Genomic DNA, 19,082 nt, shown 5'->3' on the forward strand with positions numbered 1-19,082 from the left:
ATAGAAAACTATATACTAAATAATAAATAGAAAACTCGGGACATAATCTCGAGTTTTTTCTTTAAGCAAAAATAGCTTTAAAAAATATTTGTTATTTTTAAAACATTTTTCTAACTTTCAATATTACACATATAAATTAGACATACTAAATATATTAAATTTTATTGAAAATTATATTTTTATATAATATAATTAATTCATAAATAATTATTGTTAATTAATAGTCATAGTAATAATGAAATTTATTGGAAAGAAAGGTGATTTAATATAATGAAAGCACTAGAAGTAAAAAAAGACATATATTGGGTAGGTTCTTTAGACCCAGATCTTAAAATTTTTGACATAGTAATGTATACTCCTTATGGCACAACTTATAACTCATATGTTGTAAAAGGAAGTGAAAAAACGGCTTTATTTGAAACAGTAAAAGAAAATACTTTTGATCAATATATCGAAAGATTAAAATCTTTAAATGTTAATTTTGATGAAATAGCTTATATAGTAATAGAACATACAGAACCAGATCACGCAGGCTCCGTAGCAAAACTTTTAGATTATGCAAAAAATGCTAAAATAGTTGGTTCTGCCACTGCTATAAGATTTTTAAAGCAAATAGCAAACAGACCTTTTGAATCTATAGTAGTAAAAAATAATGATACTTTAAGTCTTGGAAATAAAACATTAAGATTTATTGATGCTCCATTTCTTCATTGGCCTGATTCTATATACACATATATAGAAGAAGATAATACGTTAATGACTTGTGATTCTTTTGGAAGCCACTATTGTTTTGAAGATATGTTTGTTGATTTAATTCCAAAAGAAAAGCAAAATGAATATATGGATGCTTTAAAATATTACTATGATTGCATAATGGGACCATTTAAACCCTATGTTTTAAAAGCTTTAGATAAAATTAAAGATTTTAAAATAGACACAATATGCACAGGTCATGGACCAATACTTAGAGGTAATATAGACTTTTATAAAGATATTTATCGAAAATGGAGTACTGAAACTGCTCCTCAAGATAAAAAAGCCAGAGTCGTTATTCCTTATGTCTCTGCTTATGGATTCACTGAAGAAATTGCTAACAAAATTGCCCAGGGAATAAAGTCGAAAATAAGCGATGCAATTATCGACATTTACAATGTAATTTATCATAAACAAGAAGAAATACTAGATAAAATATATTGGGCAGATGCCGTACTTTTTGGCTCTCCAACAATAAATGGAGATGCTTTAAAACCTATACTTGATATTTTAACTTCTATGAACCCATTAGTACATGGAGGCAAAATATCCGCAGCTTTTGGTTCTTTTGGATGGAGTGGCGAGGCTGTACCTAATATTGAAGCAAGACTTAAATCTTTAAGAATGAATATTATAACTCCTGGACTTAAAATAAACTTTAAGCCAAGTGAAGAAGATCTTTTAAAAGCCTATAAGTTTGGTGAAAGTGTAGCTATTAAAATAAAAGAAAATACAAATAATGGAGTTAAACCATCAAAAAAATCTAACTTGAAAATTTGGAAGTGTATTGTCTGTGGAGAAGAATTTGAATCAGAAGAAGCCCCTGAGGTTTGTCCTGCTTGTGGTGCAGGAAAAGACCAATTTATAGAAGTAAAAAGAGAAGAAATAAAATTTAAACAAAATAAAAAAGAAAAATACGTTATAGTTGGAAATGGTATATCAGGCTATTATGCTGCAGATTCTATAAGAAAAAGAAATTCTGAAGCAGAAATAAATATAATTTCAAATGACAAAGTTTTAACTTATTATCGTCCTCAACTTTCAGACTACTTAAATAAAGATATTTTAGATAAAAATTTCTTTGTAACTCCTGAGGATTGGTATGATAAAAATAACATAAATGTAACTCTTGGAGTAAAAGTTGAATCTATAAATAAAGATAAAAAAACAGTTACTTTAAACAATGGCAAAGAATTAAGTTATGATAAATTAATTCTTGCAACAGGTGCAAGTAACTTTATTCCCCCACTTAAAGGATTTGAAAATAAAGGAGTATATGTTTTAAGAGATATTGAAGATGCTGAAAATATTAAAAAAGAAATGAAAAATGCTAAAAATGCTGTAATTGTCGGCGGCGGTCTTTTAGGACTTGAAGCTGCATGGGAAATGAAAAATGCAGGTTTAAATGTTTCAGTAGTAGAACTAGCTCCAAGGTTATTACCTCTTCAACTTGATGAAGAAGCTTCTCCTTTATTTGAACAAATAGTTGCTGAAAATGGAATAACAGTCTATACTAACGATGCTGCTGAAGAAATTTTAGGAGAAGGATCAGTAACTGGACTTAAATTAAAAACTGGTAAAATTATTGATGCAGATTTAATATTATTCTCAGTTGGCATAAGACCAAATAAATCTCTAGCAGAAAAAGCAGGTATTTCCGTTAATCGTGGAATATTAGTAAATGAAAAAATGGAAACAAATATAAAAGACATATATGCTTGTGGTGATAGTGCAGAGCTTAATGGTAAAATTTATGGAAACTGGCCAGCAGCTATAGAAATGGGTAAAATTGCAGGTTCTAATGCAGTTGGAGAAGAAATAATATTTAAAGACTTTGTAAATTCTACAGTGTTTAATGCAATAAATACTGAGCTTTTTACAGCTGGTGATATATATCCTAATGAAGGAAACATAAAAACTTTATGTTCTGCAAATAAAGAAAATAAAATTTATAAAAAACTTTTCTTTAAAGATAATAAACTTGTTGGAGCAATACTTTTAAATGACACAAAACAATCTGTAAAAATTATGAAAGCTATACAAAATGCTATGACAATTAATGATGTTATTAAAGATATTAATTACTAAAATTCTTAAGCCACAATTTAAAAAATTGTAATTATGCAAAATATCTTTTTTATATTTTCCATTAATTTTATAATAAAAATGATAGTAATCTTTAAATGAATAAAGATTACTATCATTTTATTTAAATTATTTAGCTGATTCTTCTATTGCAACTGATACTGCAACTGTTGCTCCAACCATTGGGTTATTTCCCATTCCTAAAAATCCCATCATTTCAACATGAGCTGGAACTGATGATGAACCTGCAAATTGTGCATCTGAATGCATTCTACCCATAGTATCTGTCATACCATAAGATGCAGGACCTGCAGCCATATTATCTGGATGAAGTGTTCTTCCTGTACCACCACCAGATGCTACTGAAAAATATTTCTTACCCATTTCATAACATTCTTTCTTATAAGTTCCTGCTACTGGATGTTGGAATCTTGTTGGATTTGTTGAATTACCTGTTATGGAAACATCAACTCCTTCAAGATGCATTATAGCAACACCTTCTCTAACATCATCAGCACCATAGCATTTAACTTTTGCTCTTTCTCCTTTAGAATATGCTATTTCACGAACAACATTAACTTTTCCTGTGTAGTAATCAAACTTTGTTTGAACATATGTAAATCCATTTATTCTTGAAATTATTTGTGCTGCATCTTTTCCAAGACCATTTAATATAACCTTTAAAGGTTCTTTTCTAACTTTATTAGCTGATTTAGCTATACCAATTGCTCCTTCAGCAGCAGCAAATGACTCATGTCCAGCTAAAAATGCAAAGCATTTTGTTTCTTCTCTTAAAAGCATTGCTGCTAAATTTCCATGTCCTAAACCAACTTTTCTATCATCAGCAACAGAACCTGGTATGCAAAAAGCTTGAAGTCCTTCTCCTATAGCTTCAGCACAATCTGCTGCTTTAGTTAATCCTTTTTTTATTGCTATAGCAGCACCAAGTATGTATGCCCAGCAAGCATTTTCAAAACAAATTGGCTGTATGCCTTTTACTATGTTATATACATCTATACCTTTTTCATCACATATTTTTTTTGCTTCTTCTAAAGAGCTCATTCCATATTTATTTAAAACAGAAGTTATCTTGTCTATTCTTCTTTCATAACCTTCAAATAAAGCCATTTATTTTCCCTCCTTACTCATGTCTTGGATCTATTACTTTTACAGCTTCGTCAAATCTTCCATAAGTACCTGTTGCTTTTTTAAGTGCTTCATTTGCATCCACACCTTTTTTTATCATATCCATCATTTTTCCAAGATGAACAAATTTATAACCTATAATTTCATTGTTTTCATCTAAAGCAGTTTCTGTTACATAACCTTCTGCCATTTCAAGATATCTAGGTCCCTTATCTACAGTACTATACATAGTTCCAACCTGACTTCTAAGACCTTTTCCTAAATCTTCAAGTCCAGCTCCTATAGGTAAACCACCTTCTGAAAAAGCTGTTTGAGTTCTTCCGTAAACTATTTGTAAAAATAATTCTCTCATTGCTGTATTTATAGCATCACATACTAAGTCTGTATTTAATGCTTCAAGTATAGTTTTTCCAGCTAATATTTCAGCTGCCATTGCTGCTGAGTGAGTCATTCCTGAGCAGCCAAGAGTTTCAACTAATGCTTCCTGTATAACTCCATCTTTAACATTTAATGTAAGCTTACAAGCTCCTTGTTGTGGTGCACACCAACCTACTCCATGAGTTAATCCTGATATGTCTTTTATTTCTTTAGCTTGTACCCATTTCCCTTCTTCAGGTATAGGTGCTGGCCCGTGATTTGGACCTTTTGCAACACAAGTCATCTTTTGAACTTCTGATGTGTATTCCATTTTTCCATCCTCCCGTTATTAAATATTTAAGTGCAAAAATACTGCCCATAAAATATACTAGTTATATTATAAATATAAATTATAATAACTAGACATTTATATTTTACCACTTGTTATAAATTTCGCAAACTAATCTTTGGAAATGTTAAAGATTTTTATAAAAATTTTTATATTTTTATTTATATTATATCTTAAACATAGAAATTGTTTCTGTTAATTCATTAATCACAGAATTTTCTTCTTGAAGTGAACCTATAATTTGGTTTATAGAAAATGATTGTTTCTCCGTTGATGAATTTACTTCCATAGTAATTATTTTTGATTGTTTTGTAACTTCAAGTATGTTTTCCATAGAACTAATTACTTTACTTTCAACATCCCTTACTTCATTTAAATTATTTTTAAGAATTAAAATTTCTTTTATCAATATATTAGTGTTATTTTTTATATTCATAAATGCTTTTTCTGTTTGCTGCATTGAATTATTTGAAAGTTCAACAATTTCATTGCTTTCATCCATGTGAATTTTAGATTCTTTTATAGCTTTAGTAATATCTTGAATTATTATGCTTATTTCTTCTGTTGAATTTTTAGATTGTTCTGCAAGATTTCTTATTTCTTCAGCTACAACAGTAAATCCCCTACCTGCTTCTCCTGCTCTTGCTGCTTCTATTGACGCATTTAAAGCTAATAAATTTGTTTTATTTGCTATATCTTTAATTGTACTTATTATATTTTCAATAACCTTAGATCCTTTTGAAAGTTTATCAATTTGTTTTGTAAGAATTAAAGTACTTGTATGATTTTTATTCAGCTTTTCTTTAAGAACTTCTAATGCATTAATACCAGTTTCTGTACTTTTTTTTGTATACTCACCATTTTTAATAGTGTTTTCAATTTGAATATTCATTTCATGAATTTTTTGTGATAATGTATCTATTGTTTTATCACATTCTTCAATTTTTTCTGTTTGAACTACTGAACCTTCTAAAGCATTCCCCATAGCAGAAGCTATTTCTTCACTTGAAAAGCCTATTTCTTCTGAAATAATTGAAATTGTATTAGAAGTAGTTTTTAGTTTTTCAATTATATTTGCTGTTTTTTCAACTAAATTTCTAATATTTTCTATGGTAATATTTACGCTGTCTGCAATATCTTTAATTTCATCTTTAGTATTTATATTACAGTTTATATTAAGCTTCCCTTGACCTAATTCGTTTATAGTATTAGATACTTTATTAACGTTTTTAAGTAATATATTAATAAAAATATTAATTCCAATTACTCCTAATAATATAAAAATAATAGTAGTAATACCAACTATAAAATTAACATTAAATATAGTTTCTTCTGCTTTACTTTTATCTACAGCAGTAAGCCACATTCCAATAGCTTTTCCTTTTCCATCAATCAATGGAGTAAACATTCCTTCATATTTTTTATTGTCAATTATTATTTCTGTTATTTCTTCTTTTTTATTATTTATTACAGATTTTTTTATGTAATCAGGTACTTTTATATTCAAATATCTTTTCCCATTTTTATCTTTAATACTTGTTGACACACATTTATCTAAATTAAAAATTGCAGAAAATGTTTCTGTTTCTTTTGATATCTTATCAACTATAATCGTATCAGTCTCAAGAGGTACATCTCCCCTATAAAGTTTACCATTTATCAAATTAAAATCCCCAATATAAGATTGATTTAAAAATGATGTCCCCATTTTTGAAGCTGCTTTTAGCTGCTGTCTTGAAGTATCTGTAATTATTTTATTAACTTGAACATTAATAACTAAAAAAACAGTTATGCTAAAAATACAAAATAACAATATGTAAGCAGACATTAACTTACCTTTTAGTTTAAATTTAAAAAACTTATCTAAATTCAACTTCATTTTAAATTTATCCTCCTGCATGTTTTAGAAGTTTTTATTTATTTAAGAATTTAAGGCTGGTTAATAAGCCAGCCTTAAAACTATCTAGTAACCTTCATATCAGTTACTGGTATATACCCTAATTTGGTGATTATTGGTTTTACTTCGTCGCTAACCATATAATCTAAAAAAGCTTTTGTAAGTCCACTTGGCTCACCTTTTGTATACATATGCTCATAAGACCAAATTGAATATTTTCCATTTGTTATATTTTCATTATTTAATTCAACGCCATCAAATTTTAATACTTTTACTCCTGATAAATTTGCTTTATCATTTATATATGATGTTGCTAAATATCCTATAGCTCCTTCTGTTTCTTCTATAGTTTTCTTAACAGCTCCACTTGAATCTTGAGTTAATGCTTTTCCTTCAACTTCTTCTTTACCGTCTAAAGCATATTTTTTAAAGGTAGCCCTTGTTCCCGATGATTTAGGTCTATTTATAACTGTTATTTTTAAATCATTTCCCCCAACTTCTTTCCAGTTAGTTATTTCCCCTGTGAATATTTTTATTGTATCAGCCTTACTTAAATTGTCTATATTTACTTTATCATTTACAACTAATCCAAATCCAACTACAGCAACTTTATGATCAACTAATTGTTTTGCTTCTTCTGGTTTTAATTTTTCTTCAGCAAAAATATCAGAGTTTCCAATTTCAACTGCTCCTTGCATAACTTGAGTAAGTCCAGTACCGCTTCCTCCACCTTGTATAGTTACTGTTGCATTTGGATTTTTTTCTGTAAACTGTTTTGCAGCTTGCTCTGCTAATGGCTGAAGTGCTGTAGATCCTGCAGCAGTTATAGAACCACTTATCTCAGTTTTATTGCTTTCTGCTTGATTAGAATTATTATCATTATTTTTATTACCACACCCTGCAAATATTCCTGCAGACATTGTTATTGCCAATGCAGTAATTAATAACTTAATATTGTTCTTTTTCATAAATAAGTACCCCCATCTTAATTTTTTCTTTTTTCTTTCAACATTTTCAATTTTATATCCTTAAAGTTATATAAATATTATGATGAGGTTAAAGAAAATTAACATACTTTAAGATAAATAAACTTAATTATAATGTTAATTTAAGTTCTTCTAATTTTTGATTATTAAATTCTTTTTTATTAAATTCTCCTTCAGAATTTGCAACTAATAAAGCTGATACTGCAGCACCAGTAACATTTGTTGCGGTTCTTGCCATATCTATAACTGTATCTACTCCAAGAAGCATTGCCATACCTTCTACTGGAAGTCCCATACTTGATAATACAACTGTTGACATTATTGATGCAGTTCCAGGGACACCTGCAGTACCAAAAGAAGCTATTGTAGTTACTACAATTAATATTATATATTGACTAAAATTTAAATTTATATTATAAACCCTCGCTACAAACATTGCAGCCATAACAGGATATAATCCACCACAAGCATTCATACCCATAGAAGCTCCCATTGGTGCGACAAAGCTTGCAATTCTATCTGAAATTTTAACTCTTTCAGTTAAACTTTTAATTGTTGCAGGTAGCGTCCCATAGCTACTTCTTGTTGTAAATGCAACAATCTGTGCTGGCAATATTGCTTTAAAAAATTTAATTGGGTTAATTTTGGCTATGAAAGTTATTAGGGTTGAATGAACCAAAATTATTTGGATTATGCATGCTATATAAATTGCTACAACAAATTTACCAAGAGGCAATAATGTTTCAAAACCGTACTTAGCAGAAACTCCTGCCATTAATCCATAAACCCCATATGGAGTTATTTTAAGTATCATCTTTGTAATTCTAAACATAATTTGAGCAAAACCATTAATAAAATTTATAACTGGCTTTATAACTTCAGGTTTTTTTGAATTTTCAATAACAATAGCTATTCCTACAAACATTGAAAATATAATAACAGGTACTATTTTTGCATTTGCAGCATCTGCTACCGGATTAGATGGAGTTAAATCTATTAAAACATCAGCAAAAGAAGGTATTTCTCTCGCTTTAAAAGAGGCATCCTTAACAATCTTTATACCTGCCCCTGGATCCATAATAATACTTACTATTAATCCAATTATTGATGCTATAGCTGTTGTTGCTATAAGCCATCCAATTGTTTTAAATCCTATGCTTTTGAGTTTAGCAGTATTATCTAAATTAGTTATACTTGAAATCATGGATGTAGTAACAAGCGGAATAACAAGCATTTTAATTAAATTAACATAAATTTTACCAATTGGTTCTATAACTAAAGCATTTTTCTTAAATATTGAACCAATAGCAATACCTAATATCATTGCTATAAGCACTCTATTTCCAAAGCTAATTTTTTTTGTTTTTAAGAAATATAATAAACCTATTAATAGTATAGATATTATTAAAATTATAAATTGTAACATACTTAATCCTCCTTAAATTTTTATAAGTAAATTATAAGTAAAATATTAATTTATATACCGGCGCCTTGGTATATAAACAAAAAACCTTCTGCCTCTGTAATTTATACAGAGGCAGAAGGTTAAATTCCGCGGTTCCACTCTGATTAGGTATAAAATACCCATCTTTATTCTGACACAATCATGTCATAGCTCTATAACGTGAGCTCACGTATCAGCCTACTTTCTTCGGCTTAATGCTCACAGGGGCACTTCAACTATAATCCAACATAAAGTTCTCTCACCCTAGAAACTTCTCTCTGTCTGATTCATATAGTTTACTTTTCCTGATCACAGCATTTAATTCATACTATTTTACTTATATTTATATTATAAACACTTATGTAAAAAAATCAATATATTTTTATAAGAATAAAATCTAAATCTAGAAAAAGTTTTAATGAATATTAAAACTTTTTAAACTTATCCATTTAAATCAGTTTATAATTATAATAATTTTTAAATCTCAATAAAATTTTAACTTTTACTATTTTAAAATAGCTTATAAACACATGCTTCATAAGGAGCAAGTTTAAATCTTCTTATATCATTTTCTTTATTAGGGTAATTTGAAATAATAAGCTCTTTATCTTTATATAAAATATCCTCTGGAAGAGTAAATTCTGTTTCTTTCCCATAAAAATTACATATAACAATAAGTTTCTCATCTTTATATTCTCTAATATAAGAAAATATTTGAGGATGTTCCCTATTTATAAGTTTATAATCTCCATATACTATTAAAGGATTATTCTTTCTTAAATCTACAAGCTTTTTGTAGTAATAGAATATAGAGTCTTTATTTTTTAAATCATTTTCTACGTTTATTTCTTTATAATTTTTATTTACTTCTATCCATGGTGTTCCTTTAGTAAAACCTGAATTATATTCATCATTCCATTGCATTGGAGTTCTAGCATTATCTCTTCCTTTTGTCATAATTGATTTCATGATTTCTTCATAAGGATACCCTTTTTCAATTCTTTCTTTATATAAGTTCAATGTTTCAATATCTTTATATTGGTTTATATCTGTAAAATATGCATTAGTCATACCAATTTCTTCACCTTGATATATGTAGGGTGTACCTTTCATAAAATGAAGTATAGTTGCAAGCATTTTCGCAGACTCTACCCTATATTCCTTGTCATTCCCCCATCTTGAAACTATTCTTGGTTGATCATGATTATTCCAATAAAGGCTATTCCATCCTTCTGTACCAAGATCAGTCTGCCAAGAACTTAATATATCTTTAAGCTCAATTAAATCTAATTCTTTTAAATCCCATTTTGATTTACCCTTTTGTTCATCTAATCCTACATGCTGAAAATGAAACACCATATTAAGTTCTTTTCTTTCTGGATTACTGTAAAGTTTTGCTCTTTCTATTGTTGCTCCACCTGTTTCCCCTACTGTAAAAGAATCAAATTTCCCAAATGTTTTTTTATGCATCTCTTGAATATATTTATGAGTATTATCAGTATTTCCTAAAATACAATTATCTATATCTTTACCTATTAATTCAATAACGTCCATTCTAAATCCTGCTATACCCTTATCAAGCCAAAAGTTCATCATATCATATATTTCTTCTCTTAATTTTGCATTATCCCAATTTAAATCAGGCTGTTTTTTGCTAAATAAATGAAGATAATACTGCTTAGTATGTTCATCATACTGCCAAGCAGAACCACTAAAATAAGATTTAATATCACTTGGTTCTTTGCCGTCTTTCCCATCTCTCCAAATATAATAATCTCTATACGGGTTATCTTTAGATTTTCTAGACTCTATAAACCAAGTATGTTCATCTGAAGTATGATTTACAACTAAATCCATTATTATTTTAATGCCTCTTTTGTCTGCTTCTTTTATAAGTTTTTCCATATCTTGCATAGTACCAAACTCAGAGGCAATTTCTCTATAATTACTTATATCATAGCCATTATCGTCCATTGGTGATTCATATACTGGTGATAACCATATTATCCCTATACCTAATTCTTTAAGATAATCAAGTTTACTTATTATACCTTGTAAATCTCCAATTCCATCATTGTTACTATCCATAAAACTTTTAGGATAAATTTGATAAACAACTTTGTCATGCCACCATTTTTCCATAAAAAATACCACCTTTTATTTTATCTTATACAAATTGTATGCTTGTCTTGTTAATGCCCTATATAAATACCTTTTGTATAATTTTATTTTTATAATCTATTACATCTTATTTTAATTCAAAATTCAAAATATGTAAATATATTGAATTTTAGACATTATAATATTAATATTTCTTTTATTTCAAAATATAAAATAAAATATTTGTCTGTTTATATTGAAAAAGTTTAAAAAATGCTTATGAAAGAAATTGACAAGATATTTAAAAAAATATAAAATAAAATTACAAGGTTATAAATTATTTTTATATATTAATGATTATCTCACAAAAACTATTTTTTCTTAGAATTGACCACTTTATTAATACGATTACACCAAATTTTGAAAATCAATACTTATAATTTTTATTTAATTTATCATAAGAGCATTTTATTAATACTATTATTTATTATAAAAATTTTAATTAGGAGGAATCATTATGGCTAATACAAACATAACTCCCAAAATTTTGGCTGAAAACATTTTAGACAAACTTGGTGGAGGAGACAATTTATCATCTGTAGTTTACTGCATGACAAGACTTAGAGTGACTCTAAAAAATCCAAATCTTGCTGATAAGGAAGGCCTAAAAAAGATTGAAGGAGTTATGGGACTTGTAGAACAAGGAGGTCAGATTCAAATTATTTTAGGTCCTGGCAGAGTTACTAAAGTAGCAAATGAAGTTGGAGAAATCACTGGACTTAAAATTGGAGAAGTTGATGAAGCCGAACTTTTAAAAGCTGAAATAAAAGCTAAAAACAATACTCCATTTAAAAATTTATTAAAAAAAATATCCAGTATATTCATCCCTCTTATTCCAGCATTTATAGGATGTGGTCTTGTAACTGGAATACTTAATATTTTAGTAAAATTTAATGCTGGCTTTGCAGCAACTCCAACAGCACAAATATTAGTTATAATAGGAAATTCAGTATTTTGGGGATTAAGCTTATTTGTAGGTGTTAATGCTTCTAAAGAATTTGGAGGTTCCCCAATACTTGGTGGTGTAATGGCCGCAATAATAACTCATCCAAACTTAGCAAATATAAAATTATTTGGCAAAGCATTAGTGCCAGGCAGAGGTGGAATAATAGCAGTTCTTATAGTAGTTGCATTTAGCAGCTATCTTGAAAAGAAAATAAGAAAAATAGTACCAGAAGTACTTGATTTATTTATTACTCCATTATTAGTTGTATTAATATCTGGATTTATTGCGTTAATAATATTACAACCAATAGGAGGAGCTATTTCAGATGGAATTGGAAATGCAGTTAAAGCAGCTATAAATGGTGGTGGAGCATTTACTGGATTTATTTTAGGAGGAACTTTCCTTCCACTTGTTATGACTGGATTGCATCAAGGTTTAACTCCAATACATGCAGACCTTATAAAAACTACAGGTATGACATTGCTTCTTCCAATATTAGCTATGGCTGGAGCAGGTCAAGTTGGAGCATCTATTGCTGTACTTGTTAAAACAAAAAATCAAAGATTAAAGAAAACAATATGGTCAGCACTTCCAGTAGGTATACTTGGTGTAGGAGAACCTTTAATATATGGTGTTACTCTGCCTCTTGGTAAACCATTTTTAGGAGCTTGTATAGGGGGAGCTTTTGGAGGAGCAATTAATGCCGCTTTAGCTGTAGGAGCTAAAAGTATGGGATTATCAGGAATACCTCTTTCATTATTAGTAAATAAGCCAATGGTTTATTTACTTGCAGTAATAATATCATATGCAGCTGGGTTTGCAGCAACTTATATTTTAGGTTTTGACGATCCACAAGAATAATATAAAATTGGGCAGCAGAATACTGTTATATAATTAACTTTATAAAATACTGCTGTCCTTTTATTTTAATTAGGAGGAATTTTATGTCTAAAGGTATATCCGTTTTTGTAGGAATGAATTATATTTTAGAAGATAATATAAAATTTATTAAAAGTGCTAAAACTTTTGGCTTTAATAATGTATTTACTTCACTTCATATTCCAGAAGCAAATTATAAAAAGGCTATTTTAGATTTTAAAGAAATTGCCGCTTTATGTAAGAATTTAAATATGAATATAATTGCAGATATTTCTCCTAGAGCATTTAATTATCTTGGATTTGATATAAATAATCTAAAAGCTATTAAAGATTTAGGTGTATCTGCTATAAGAATAGATTTCGGATTTTCTGCAAAAGAAATTGCATATTTCACCCAAAATCCTTATGGATTAAAAATAGAAATAAACGCCAGTACTGTAACAGAAAAATTTTTAAAAGAACTTGAAAGTTATAACCCTAATTATGAAATGCTTCAATCCTGCCACAATTATTATCCAAGATTAAACACAGGAATATCCATTAAAACTTTTAAAAAGAAAAATGATTTGTTAAAAAAACATAATTTGAAAATATCTGCTTTTATTCCTTCTTTAGTAAATAAAAGAGGACCTATCTTTGAAGGACTTCCAACTCTTGAAATTCACAGATTTTTAGAACCTCAAATATCTGCCAAAGAACTTTTTGCATTAGGCATAGATGGAGTTTTTTTTGGAGATGCCATACCTACAGATGAAGAGTTAAAAACAGTTGGAAAAATTTCAGAAAATATTATTGACATTAGAATAGAAACTTTTAAGCCATGCAGTATAGAAGAAAATATTATTTTCAATTATATTCATGAAAATAGGCCTGATTGTGCAGAAGATGTAATAAGATCAACTAATTCAAGAATTGGTTTAAAAAAAGACGATATAATAAATCCAAATAATACTTTAGAGAGAAATTTAGGATTTATAACTATAGATAACAAAAATTATTTAAGATATTGTGGAGAACTTCAAATTTGTAAAAAAGATTTACCTAAAGATGAAAGAGTAAATGTAGTAGGTAAAATTATCGATGAAGAAATTTTTTTAATTAATTATATAGATGATGAAACAAAATTTAGATTTATAAGAAAATAACAGGAGGTGAAGGCTGCAAAAATTTGCAGCATATATATGGAAATTGAAAATTTATCAAAACTTATTACAGAGGAAAGAAATCCAAATACTATGAATATAGATAATGTGAGTACTTTAGAAATGATAGAGATGATAAATGAAGAAGATAAAAAAGTTGCTAAAGCAGTTAGTAAAGAAAAAGAAAGTATTGCTAAAGCAGTAGATTTAATTGCTGATAAATTATCCAAAGGAGGCAGACTTATTTACATTGGTGCAGGTACAAGTGGAAGGCTTGGAATACTTGACGCTTCAGAATGCCCTCCAACTTATGGAGTTTCTCCAGATTTAGTTCAAGGTGTTATTGCAGGAGGATATGCTGCTATGTTTAAAGCAATTGAAGGAGCAGAAGATGACAGTGAACTTGCCATAAAAGATTTAAAAGAAAAAAATTTAACTTGTAAAGATGTTGTATGTGGTATAGCAGCTTCAGGAAGAACTCCTTATGTCATAGGAGGAATGAAATACGCTAAAAGTTTAGGAGCAGCTGTTATATGTATTACTATGAATCCAAAAAGTGAAATGGCAAAACTTGCAGATATACCTATATCCGTCATAGTTGGTCCAGAAGTTATTATGGGATCTACAAGAATGAAAGCAGGCACAGCTCAAAAAATGGTACTTAATATGCTTACCACTGGAGCTATGATTAAACTTGGAAAGGTATATAGCAATTTAATGGTTGATGTTAAAGCTTCAAATAAAAAGCTTTATGCTAGAGCTAAAAGAATAACTATGCTTGCTACTTATGAAAAAGAAGAAACTGTATCTAAGATACTAGAAGAAACTAATTTTGATGTAAAGCTAAGCATACTAATGCTTAAAACAGGCCTTACTAAAGAAAAAGCTCAAAAGCTTTTAAACGAAAATAATGGTTATATATCAAAAGCCATTAAAGCATTACAAGACAATAATTCTAAATAATTTTATTTCTTAAAGTTTTTATAACAAAAGCAGGTTGTAAATTAATACAAAGCCTGCTTTTACTTTTTATTAATTTTTTAATTATTATAAAATATAAAAATAAAATTTATAAAAATACTATTTTATTTTTATTTAAGTTCAAAGCTTAAAACTTGTAAATCTCTTGAATTTGAACCTACCATAACATTAAACATACCTTTTTCAGATTTAAATTCCATTTTATCATTATAAAATCTAAGCATTTCCTCTTTTATCTCAAATATTACCTTTTTTTCTTCTCCTGCCTCTAATTTTATTTTTTTAAATCCTTTAAGTTCCTTTATTGGCCTAATTACACTTGCAGATAAATCTCTTATATAAAGCTGAACTATTTCTTCTCCTGCCCTTCTTCCTGTATTTTTAACATTTACAGAAACTGTTATAGTATTATCTTTTGTTAATATTTTTTCACTAATTCTAAAATCTGAATATTCAAAAGTAGTATAAGTTAGCCCAAATCCAAAAGGCAGTAATGGTAAATTTGGTATATCAAGATATTGTGAAGAATATCTATATTCATTACTTTCATCTGATGGTTTAGGTCTTCCTGTATTAAAAGCATTGTAATATATTGGTATCTGACCTATTGTATATGGAAAACTCATGCTTAAACGTCCTTTAGGATATTTGTCTCCAAATAAAATATCTGCTGCTGCATTACCTCCTTCTGTTCCTGGAAACCATGCTTCTAAAATAGCAGGTGCTTTACTATACAATTTCGTTATTTCCAAAGGTCTACCATTAAATAATACAACAATAGTTTCTTTCCCAAGTTTCAATATTCTCTCCGCAAGTTCTTCCTGCCTTCCTGGAAGTTTTATAAAAGCTCTGCTTGCCCCTTCTCCAGTCATTCCAGAATCTTCTCCTAATGCAAGTATTATAATATCTGCTTTTTCAGCTTCAGAGACTGCTTTTTCAATTTCATAATCATTTCCATCTAATATTCCACAACCATTTGAAACTATAACTTTTTCACTTCCTATTTTATTTATAATACCTTCTTTTAACGAAACTGCTTCTTCAGGTTTCCCTTGCCATGACCATCCACCTAATATTTCATGATTGTCAGCAAAAGGACCTATTATTGCAACTTTATTAACCTCTTTAGATATTGGTAGAACATTTTCATTTTTTAATAATACCATAGAAGATGCTGCTACATTTCTTGCAGATTTTCTATGCTCATCACATAGTATTATCTCGGCTTCTTTTTTTTCATTTGCTCCTTTAAATGGATTTTCAAACAAGCCTAATTCTTCTTTAAGTTTTAATATCCTTAAAACTGCTTCATCTATAAATTCACTGCTTATTTTCCCTTCTTCAACAAGAGTTTCTAAAGATTTAACATAGCATCCAGTCATCATTTCTATATCTACTCCAGCTTTAATTGCTTTTTCTGCTGCTTCTTTTTCGTCTTCAGCTACTCCATGTGCTATTAATTCTTTAATTGCCCCCCAATCTGAAATTGTTACTCCGTCAAATCCCCATTCATTTCTTAATATATCTCTCATTAACCATGTATTGCCACTTGAAGGTATCCTATTTACTGGATTAAAAGATGTCATAACCATTTTTACACCTTCTTCAATAGCTGCTTTATAAGAAGGAAAATAATATTCTCTTAACATACCTTCTGAAATATCAACTGTGTTGTATTCTCTACCACCTTCTGGTGCTCCATAAGCTGCAAAATGTTTTACACACGCTCCAATATTTTCATCTTTTTTTATATCATCTCCTTGATATCCTTTAACAAAAGCACGAGCAAATAAACTATTTAAATATGGATCTTCCCCTGTTGATTCCATTACTCTTCCCCACCTTGCATCTCTAACAAGATCTACCATAGGTGAAAATGTAACATGAATCCCAGCAGCAGAAGCTTCTTTTGCAGAAACTCTTGCAACTTCTTTAGCTAAATCTTTATCCCAAGTACAACCTATACCTAATGGAATTGGAAATATAGTTCTATATCCATGTATTATATCTGCCATAAAAATTAACGGTATCTTTTTTTCACTTTTTTCTAAATAATTTTTTTGTATATTTATAGCTTCTTTAGCTCCACTAATCCCAATAACAGAACCAACTTGCCATATATCTTTCTCTTTTAATCCTAAGTCTTCTAATGGTCCTGTTATTTCTCCTGTTGTTTTTGGATTAAAAAAACTAGGAATTATTTGAATTAATTGACCTATTTTTTCTTCTAATGTCATACTTTCTAATATCTTTTTAATATCTATTTTTTTGCTATTCACATTTTTTACCTCTTTCTTTTAAAATTAATATTTATAATTCAAGCCTCCAAATTAGGAGGCCTTAAATTATTTCATAAATTTTATTGTGCTGGTTTATAATTTTGAAGTTGTTTTTTTATTTCATCTATAATTTTATCTATTCCTGCTGATTTAAGTTTATTTCTATAATTTTCTACAGCAGTCTTTGGATCTCCAGATTTTCCAAATAATATCGGAACACCATACATTACATTTACTTGATTTACAGCTGCTATTTCTGAATCTACTGCTTTTGAATTAAAATTAAAATTAGCAAAAGGATCTTTTATAGCAAATGTATCATAATGTTTGTTCATATCATCTCTTCCTTTATAATCTGAAGCCATTGGTATTTCAAATTCATCAGTTCTTACAGCCCATGCTGATTGACCATATCCATTTTTCTTATCATCAAAATTTTCAGGAGTTATACGTTTACCATTGCTATCTAACTCATAGTTTCTCCCTTTTATACCATACTGGAATAAATCATAAATTTCTTTATCATTCATAAGTAAATCAATCATCATAAGAGATCTTTCAGGATTTTTAGAATTTGCACTAATTGCTGTAGCATTTTGCATTGTATTTGTTTTTATAACTTTTTTATTAGCTTCACCAAAGCAATAAAACTTAGGATCAGAATTTGGTTGAGCTTTTAGAAGTCCACCATACCATCCAATATAACCCTGAGCATGTTGAAAAAATGATGCACCTTTACCTGTATTAAAAGAATTAACAGGATCTTTTTTGCTTGAAAGAACATCTTGAGGCCAATATCCTTTATCTGCCCAATTTTTCATCTTTTCTGCAAATGCATAAAATTCATCTGTAAATGCTGGGTGGAATATATTATTAATTTCGTCTTTAGATTTTGCAGTAAGATACATTGTACTTAAAGCTAGTCCAGGAGCTGGAATCCAAGTGCTTGTACTTTCAATAAACATCTTATATAAATCACTAGCATTATTAATATTAGCATCCCATGGAATTATACCGTTTTCATTTTTCAGTACCCCATTAAAATATTTTTCCATATCATCCATAGAAGAAATAGATTCTATACCATATTTTTTAGAATAATCTCCTCTATAAACAAATCCATGAGGTATATATTCAGTATATCTTGAAGGTATAGCATATATTTTACCATTATATTTTGTATCATTCCACATATCCTGACTTGTCTTTTTCCAAGTTTCTGGAGCATATACTGGCAATAAATCATCAAGTGCTTTGAAAGAATTTTTTTCAGCTAAGCTAAAATAATTAGGGTTAGCTGCACTTGATACATATATCATATCATAGTTTTCTCCTGAAGCAAATACTAAAGGATATTTTGTTGAAATAGCATCCCATGGAATATACTTTATTTCAAGTGTAGCATTTATTTTTTCAGTAAGCTTTTTATTAAGCTCAGCCATAACATTTTCATGGTCTGGAGATTGATTACCCCATAAATACATAACTAGATTTACTTTTTTAGAAGTATCAACTTTTTTTCCATTAGTTGATGAGCCTGTGTCCACCTTCTTTGAGCATCCAATTAAAGTACCTAAGCTCATAGATAAAACAAGTAAAGATGCAATACATTTTTTTATACGAATTTTCTTTTTCATAGATTCCCCTCCTAATTCTACATACTATATATTGATTGTAT

At 28.7% G+C, this 19,082-nt stretch carries 12 protein-coding genes and 1 other annotated feature; of the genes, 4 read left to right on the top strand and 8 right to left on the bottom strand.

What is annotated here, in order from left to right; translation table 11 throughout:
* The first annotated feature begins 270 nt into the window (after positions 1–270).
* Positions 271–2,841 carry an FAD-dependent oxidoreductase gene (locus B5D11_RS09390; protein WP_078682773.1) on the top strand — a complete coding sequence of 857 codons (2,571 nt, stop codon included), beginning with the start codon at positions 271–273 and terminating at the stop codon, positions 2,839–2,841.
* Positions 2,842–2,967: 126 nt separating this feature from the next.
* Here the strand turns inward: B5D11_RS09390 and B5D11_RS09395 are convergent, their stop codons facing one another.
* The 6 genes from B5D11_RS09395 to B5D11_RS09420 all read right to left on the bottom strand — a co-directional run bounded on the left by B5D11_RS09395 (position 2,968) and on the right by B5D11_RS09420 (position 11,159).
* On the bottom strand, positions 2,968–3,966 hold the full coding sequence (locus tag B5D11_RS09395; RefSeq protein ID WP_078682774.1) for a GGGtGRT protein: 999 nt from the start codon (positions 3,964–3,966) through the stop codon (positions 2,968–2,970).
* A 13-nt stretch (positions 3,967–3,979) separates the two neighbouring features.
* Positions 3,980–4,672 carry an iron-sulfur cluster assembly scaffold protein gene (locus tag B5D11_RS09400; protein WP_078682775.1) on the bottom strand — a complete coding sequence of 231 codons (693 nt, stop codon included), beginning with the start codon at positions 4,670–4,672 and terminating at the stop codon, positions 3,980–3,982.
* 184 nt (positions 4,673–4,856) lie between these two features.
* Positions 4,857–6,569 carry a methyl-accepting chemotaxis protein gene (locus B5D11_RS09405; RefSeq protein ID WP_180376997.1) on the bottom strand — a complete coding sequence of 571 codons (1,713 nt, stop codon included), beginning with the start codon at positions 6,567–6,569 and terminating at the stop codon, positions 4,857–4,859.
* 80 nt (positions 6,570–6,649) lie between these two features.
* Positions 6,650–7,555, bottom strand: coding sequence for a phosphate ABC transporter substrate-binding protein (locus B5D11_RS09410; protein ID WP_078682777.1), 906 nt, complete (start codon positions 7,553–7,555; stop codon positions 6,650–6,652).
* Positions 7,556–7,682: 127 nt separating this feature from the next.
* On the bottom strand, positions 7,683–8,999 hold the full coding sequence (locus tag B5D11_RS09415; RefSeq protein WP_078682778.1) for a dicarboxylate/amino acid:cation symporter: 1,317 nt from the start codon (positions 8,997–8,999) through the stop codon (positions 7,683–7,685).
* A 104-nt stretch (positions 9,000–9,103) separates the two neighbouring features.
* Positions 9,104–9,339, bottom strand: a binding site (T-box leader).
* A gap of 188 nt (positions 9,340–9,527) precedes the next feature.
* On the bottom strand, positions 9,528–11,159 hold the full coding sequence (locus B5D11_RS09420; protein ID WP_078682779.1) for a glycoside hydrolase family 13 protein: 1,632 nt from the start codon (positions 11,157–11,159) through the stop codon (positions 9,528–9,530).
* Positions 11,160–11,634: 475 nt separating this feature from the next.
* On the opposite strand from B5D11_RS09420, the gene B5D11_RS09425 reads away from it, so the two are divergent.
* The 3 genes from B5D11_RS09425 to murQ all read left to right on the top strand — a co-directional run bounded on the left by B5D11_RS09425 (position 11,635) and on the right by murQ (position 15,107).
* Positions 11,635–12,984, top strand: coding sequence for a PTS transporter subunit EIIC (locus B5D11_RS09425; RefSeq protein WP_078682780.1), 1,350 nt, complete (start codon positions 11,635–11,637; stop codon positions 12,982–12,984).
* 83 nt (positions 12,985–13,067) lie between these two features.
* Complete coding sequence (locus B5D11_RS09430; RefSeq protein WP_078682781.1) at positions 13,068–14,147, top strand: DUF871 domain-containing protein; 1,080 nt, start codon at positions 13,068–13,070, stop codon at positions 14,145–14,147.
* A 36-nt stretch (positions 14,148–14,183) separates the two neighbouring features.
* Positions 14,184–15,107 (top strand): N-acetylmuramic acid 6-phosphate etherase, encoded by a 924-nt coding sequence (murQ, locus tag B5D11_RS09435; protein WP_078682782.1) that lies wholly within the window; start codon positions 14,184–14,186, stop codon positions 15,105–15,107.
* Between the two features lie 128 nt (positions 15,108–15,235).
* Here the strand turns inward: murQ and bglX are convergent, their stop codons facing one another.
* Both bglX and B5D11_RS09445 read right to left on the bottom strand, forming a co-directional pair.
* The gene (gene bglX / locus B5D11_RS09440) at positions 15,236–17,404 is read right to left on the bottom strand and encodes a beta-glucosidase BglX (RefSeq protein WP_278320350.1); all 2,169 of its coding nucleotides are present in this window, start codon (positions 17,402–17,404) and stop codon (positions 15,236–15,238) included.
* 80 nt (positions 17,405–17,484) lie between these two features.
* On the bottom strand, positions 17,485–19,041 hold the full coding sequence (locus tag B5D11_RS09445; RefSeq protein ID WP_078682783.1) for a DUF3502 domain-containing protein: 1,557 nt from the start codon (positions 19,039–19,041) through the stop codon (positions 17,485–17,487).
* Between the last annotated feature and the right edge of the window lie 41 nt (positions 19,042–19,082).

Source organism: Clostridium sp. USBA 49 (assembly GCF_900167505.1).
In the GTDB taxonomy this organism is placed as follows: Bacteria; Bacillota; Clostridia; order Clostridiales; family Clostridiaceae; genus Clostridium_AT; species Clostridium_AT prolinivorans.

Bases quoted from the DNA above. Each gene is read 5' to 3' on its own strand.
- B5D11_RS09390 (WP_078682773.1), top strand. From the start codon at position 271: ATGAAAGCACTAGAAGTAAAAAAAGACATATATTGGGTAGGTTCTTTA.
- B5D11_RS09395 (WP_078682774.1), bottom strand. From the start codon at position 3,966: ATGGCTTTATTTGAAGGTTATGAAAGAAGAATAGACAAGATAACTTCT.
- B5D11_RS09400 (WP_078682775.1), bottom strand. From the start codon at position 4,672: ATGGAATACACATCAGAAGTTCAAAAGATGACTTGTGTTGCAAAAGGT.
- B5D11_RS09405 (WP_180376997.1), bottom strand. From the start codon at position 6,569: ATGAAGTTGAATTTAGATAAGTTTTTTAAATTTAAACTAAAAGGTAAG.
- B5D11_RS09410 (WP_078682777.1), bottom strand. From the start codon at position 7,555: ATGAAAAAGAACAATATTAAGTTATTAATTACTGCATTGGCAATAACA.
- B5D11_RS09415 (WP_078682778.1), bottom strand. From the start codon at position 8,999: ATGTTACAATTTATAATTTTAATAATATCTATACTATTAATAGGTTTA.
- B5D11_RS09420 (WP_078682779.1), bottom strand. From the start codon at position 11,159: ATGGAAAAATGGTGGCATGACAAAGTTGTTTATCAAATTTATCCTAAA.
- B5D11_RS09425 (WP_078682780.1), top strand. From the start codon at position 11,635: ATGGCTAATACAAACATAACTCCCAAAATTTTGGCTGAAAACATTTTA.
- B5D11_RS09430 (WP_078682781.1), top strand. From the start codon at position 13,068: ATGTCTAAAGGTATATCCGTTTTTGTAGGAATGAATTATATTTTAGAA.
- murQ (WP_078682782.1), top strand. From the start codon at position 14,184: ATGGAAATTGAAAATTTATCAAAACTTATTACAGAGGAAAGAAATCCA.
- B5D11_RS09445 (WP_078682783.1), bottom strand. From the start codon at position 19,041: ATGAAAAAGAAAATTCGTATAAAAAAATGTATTGCATCTTTACTTGTT.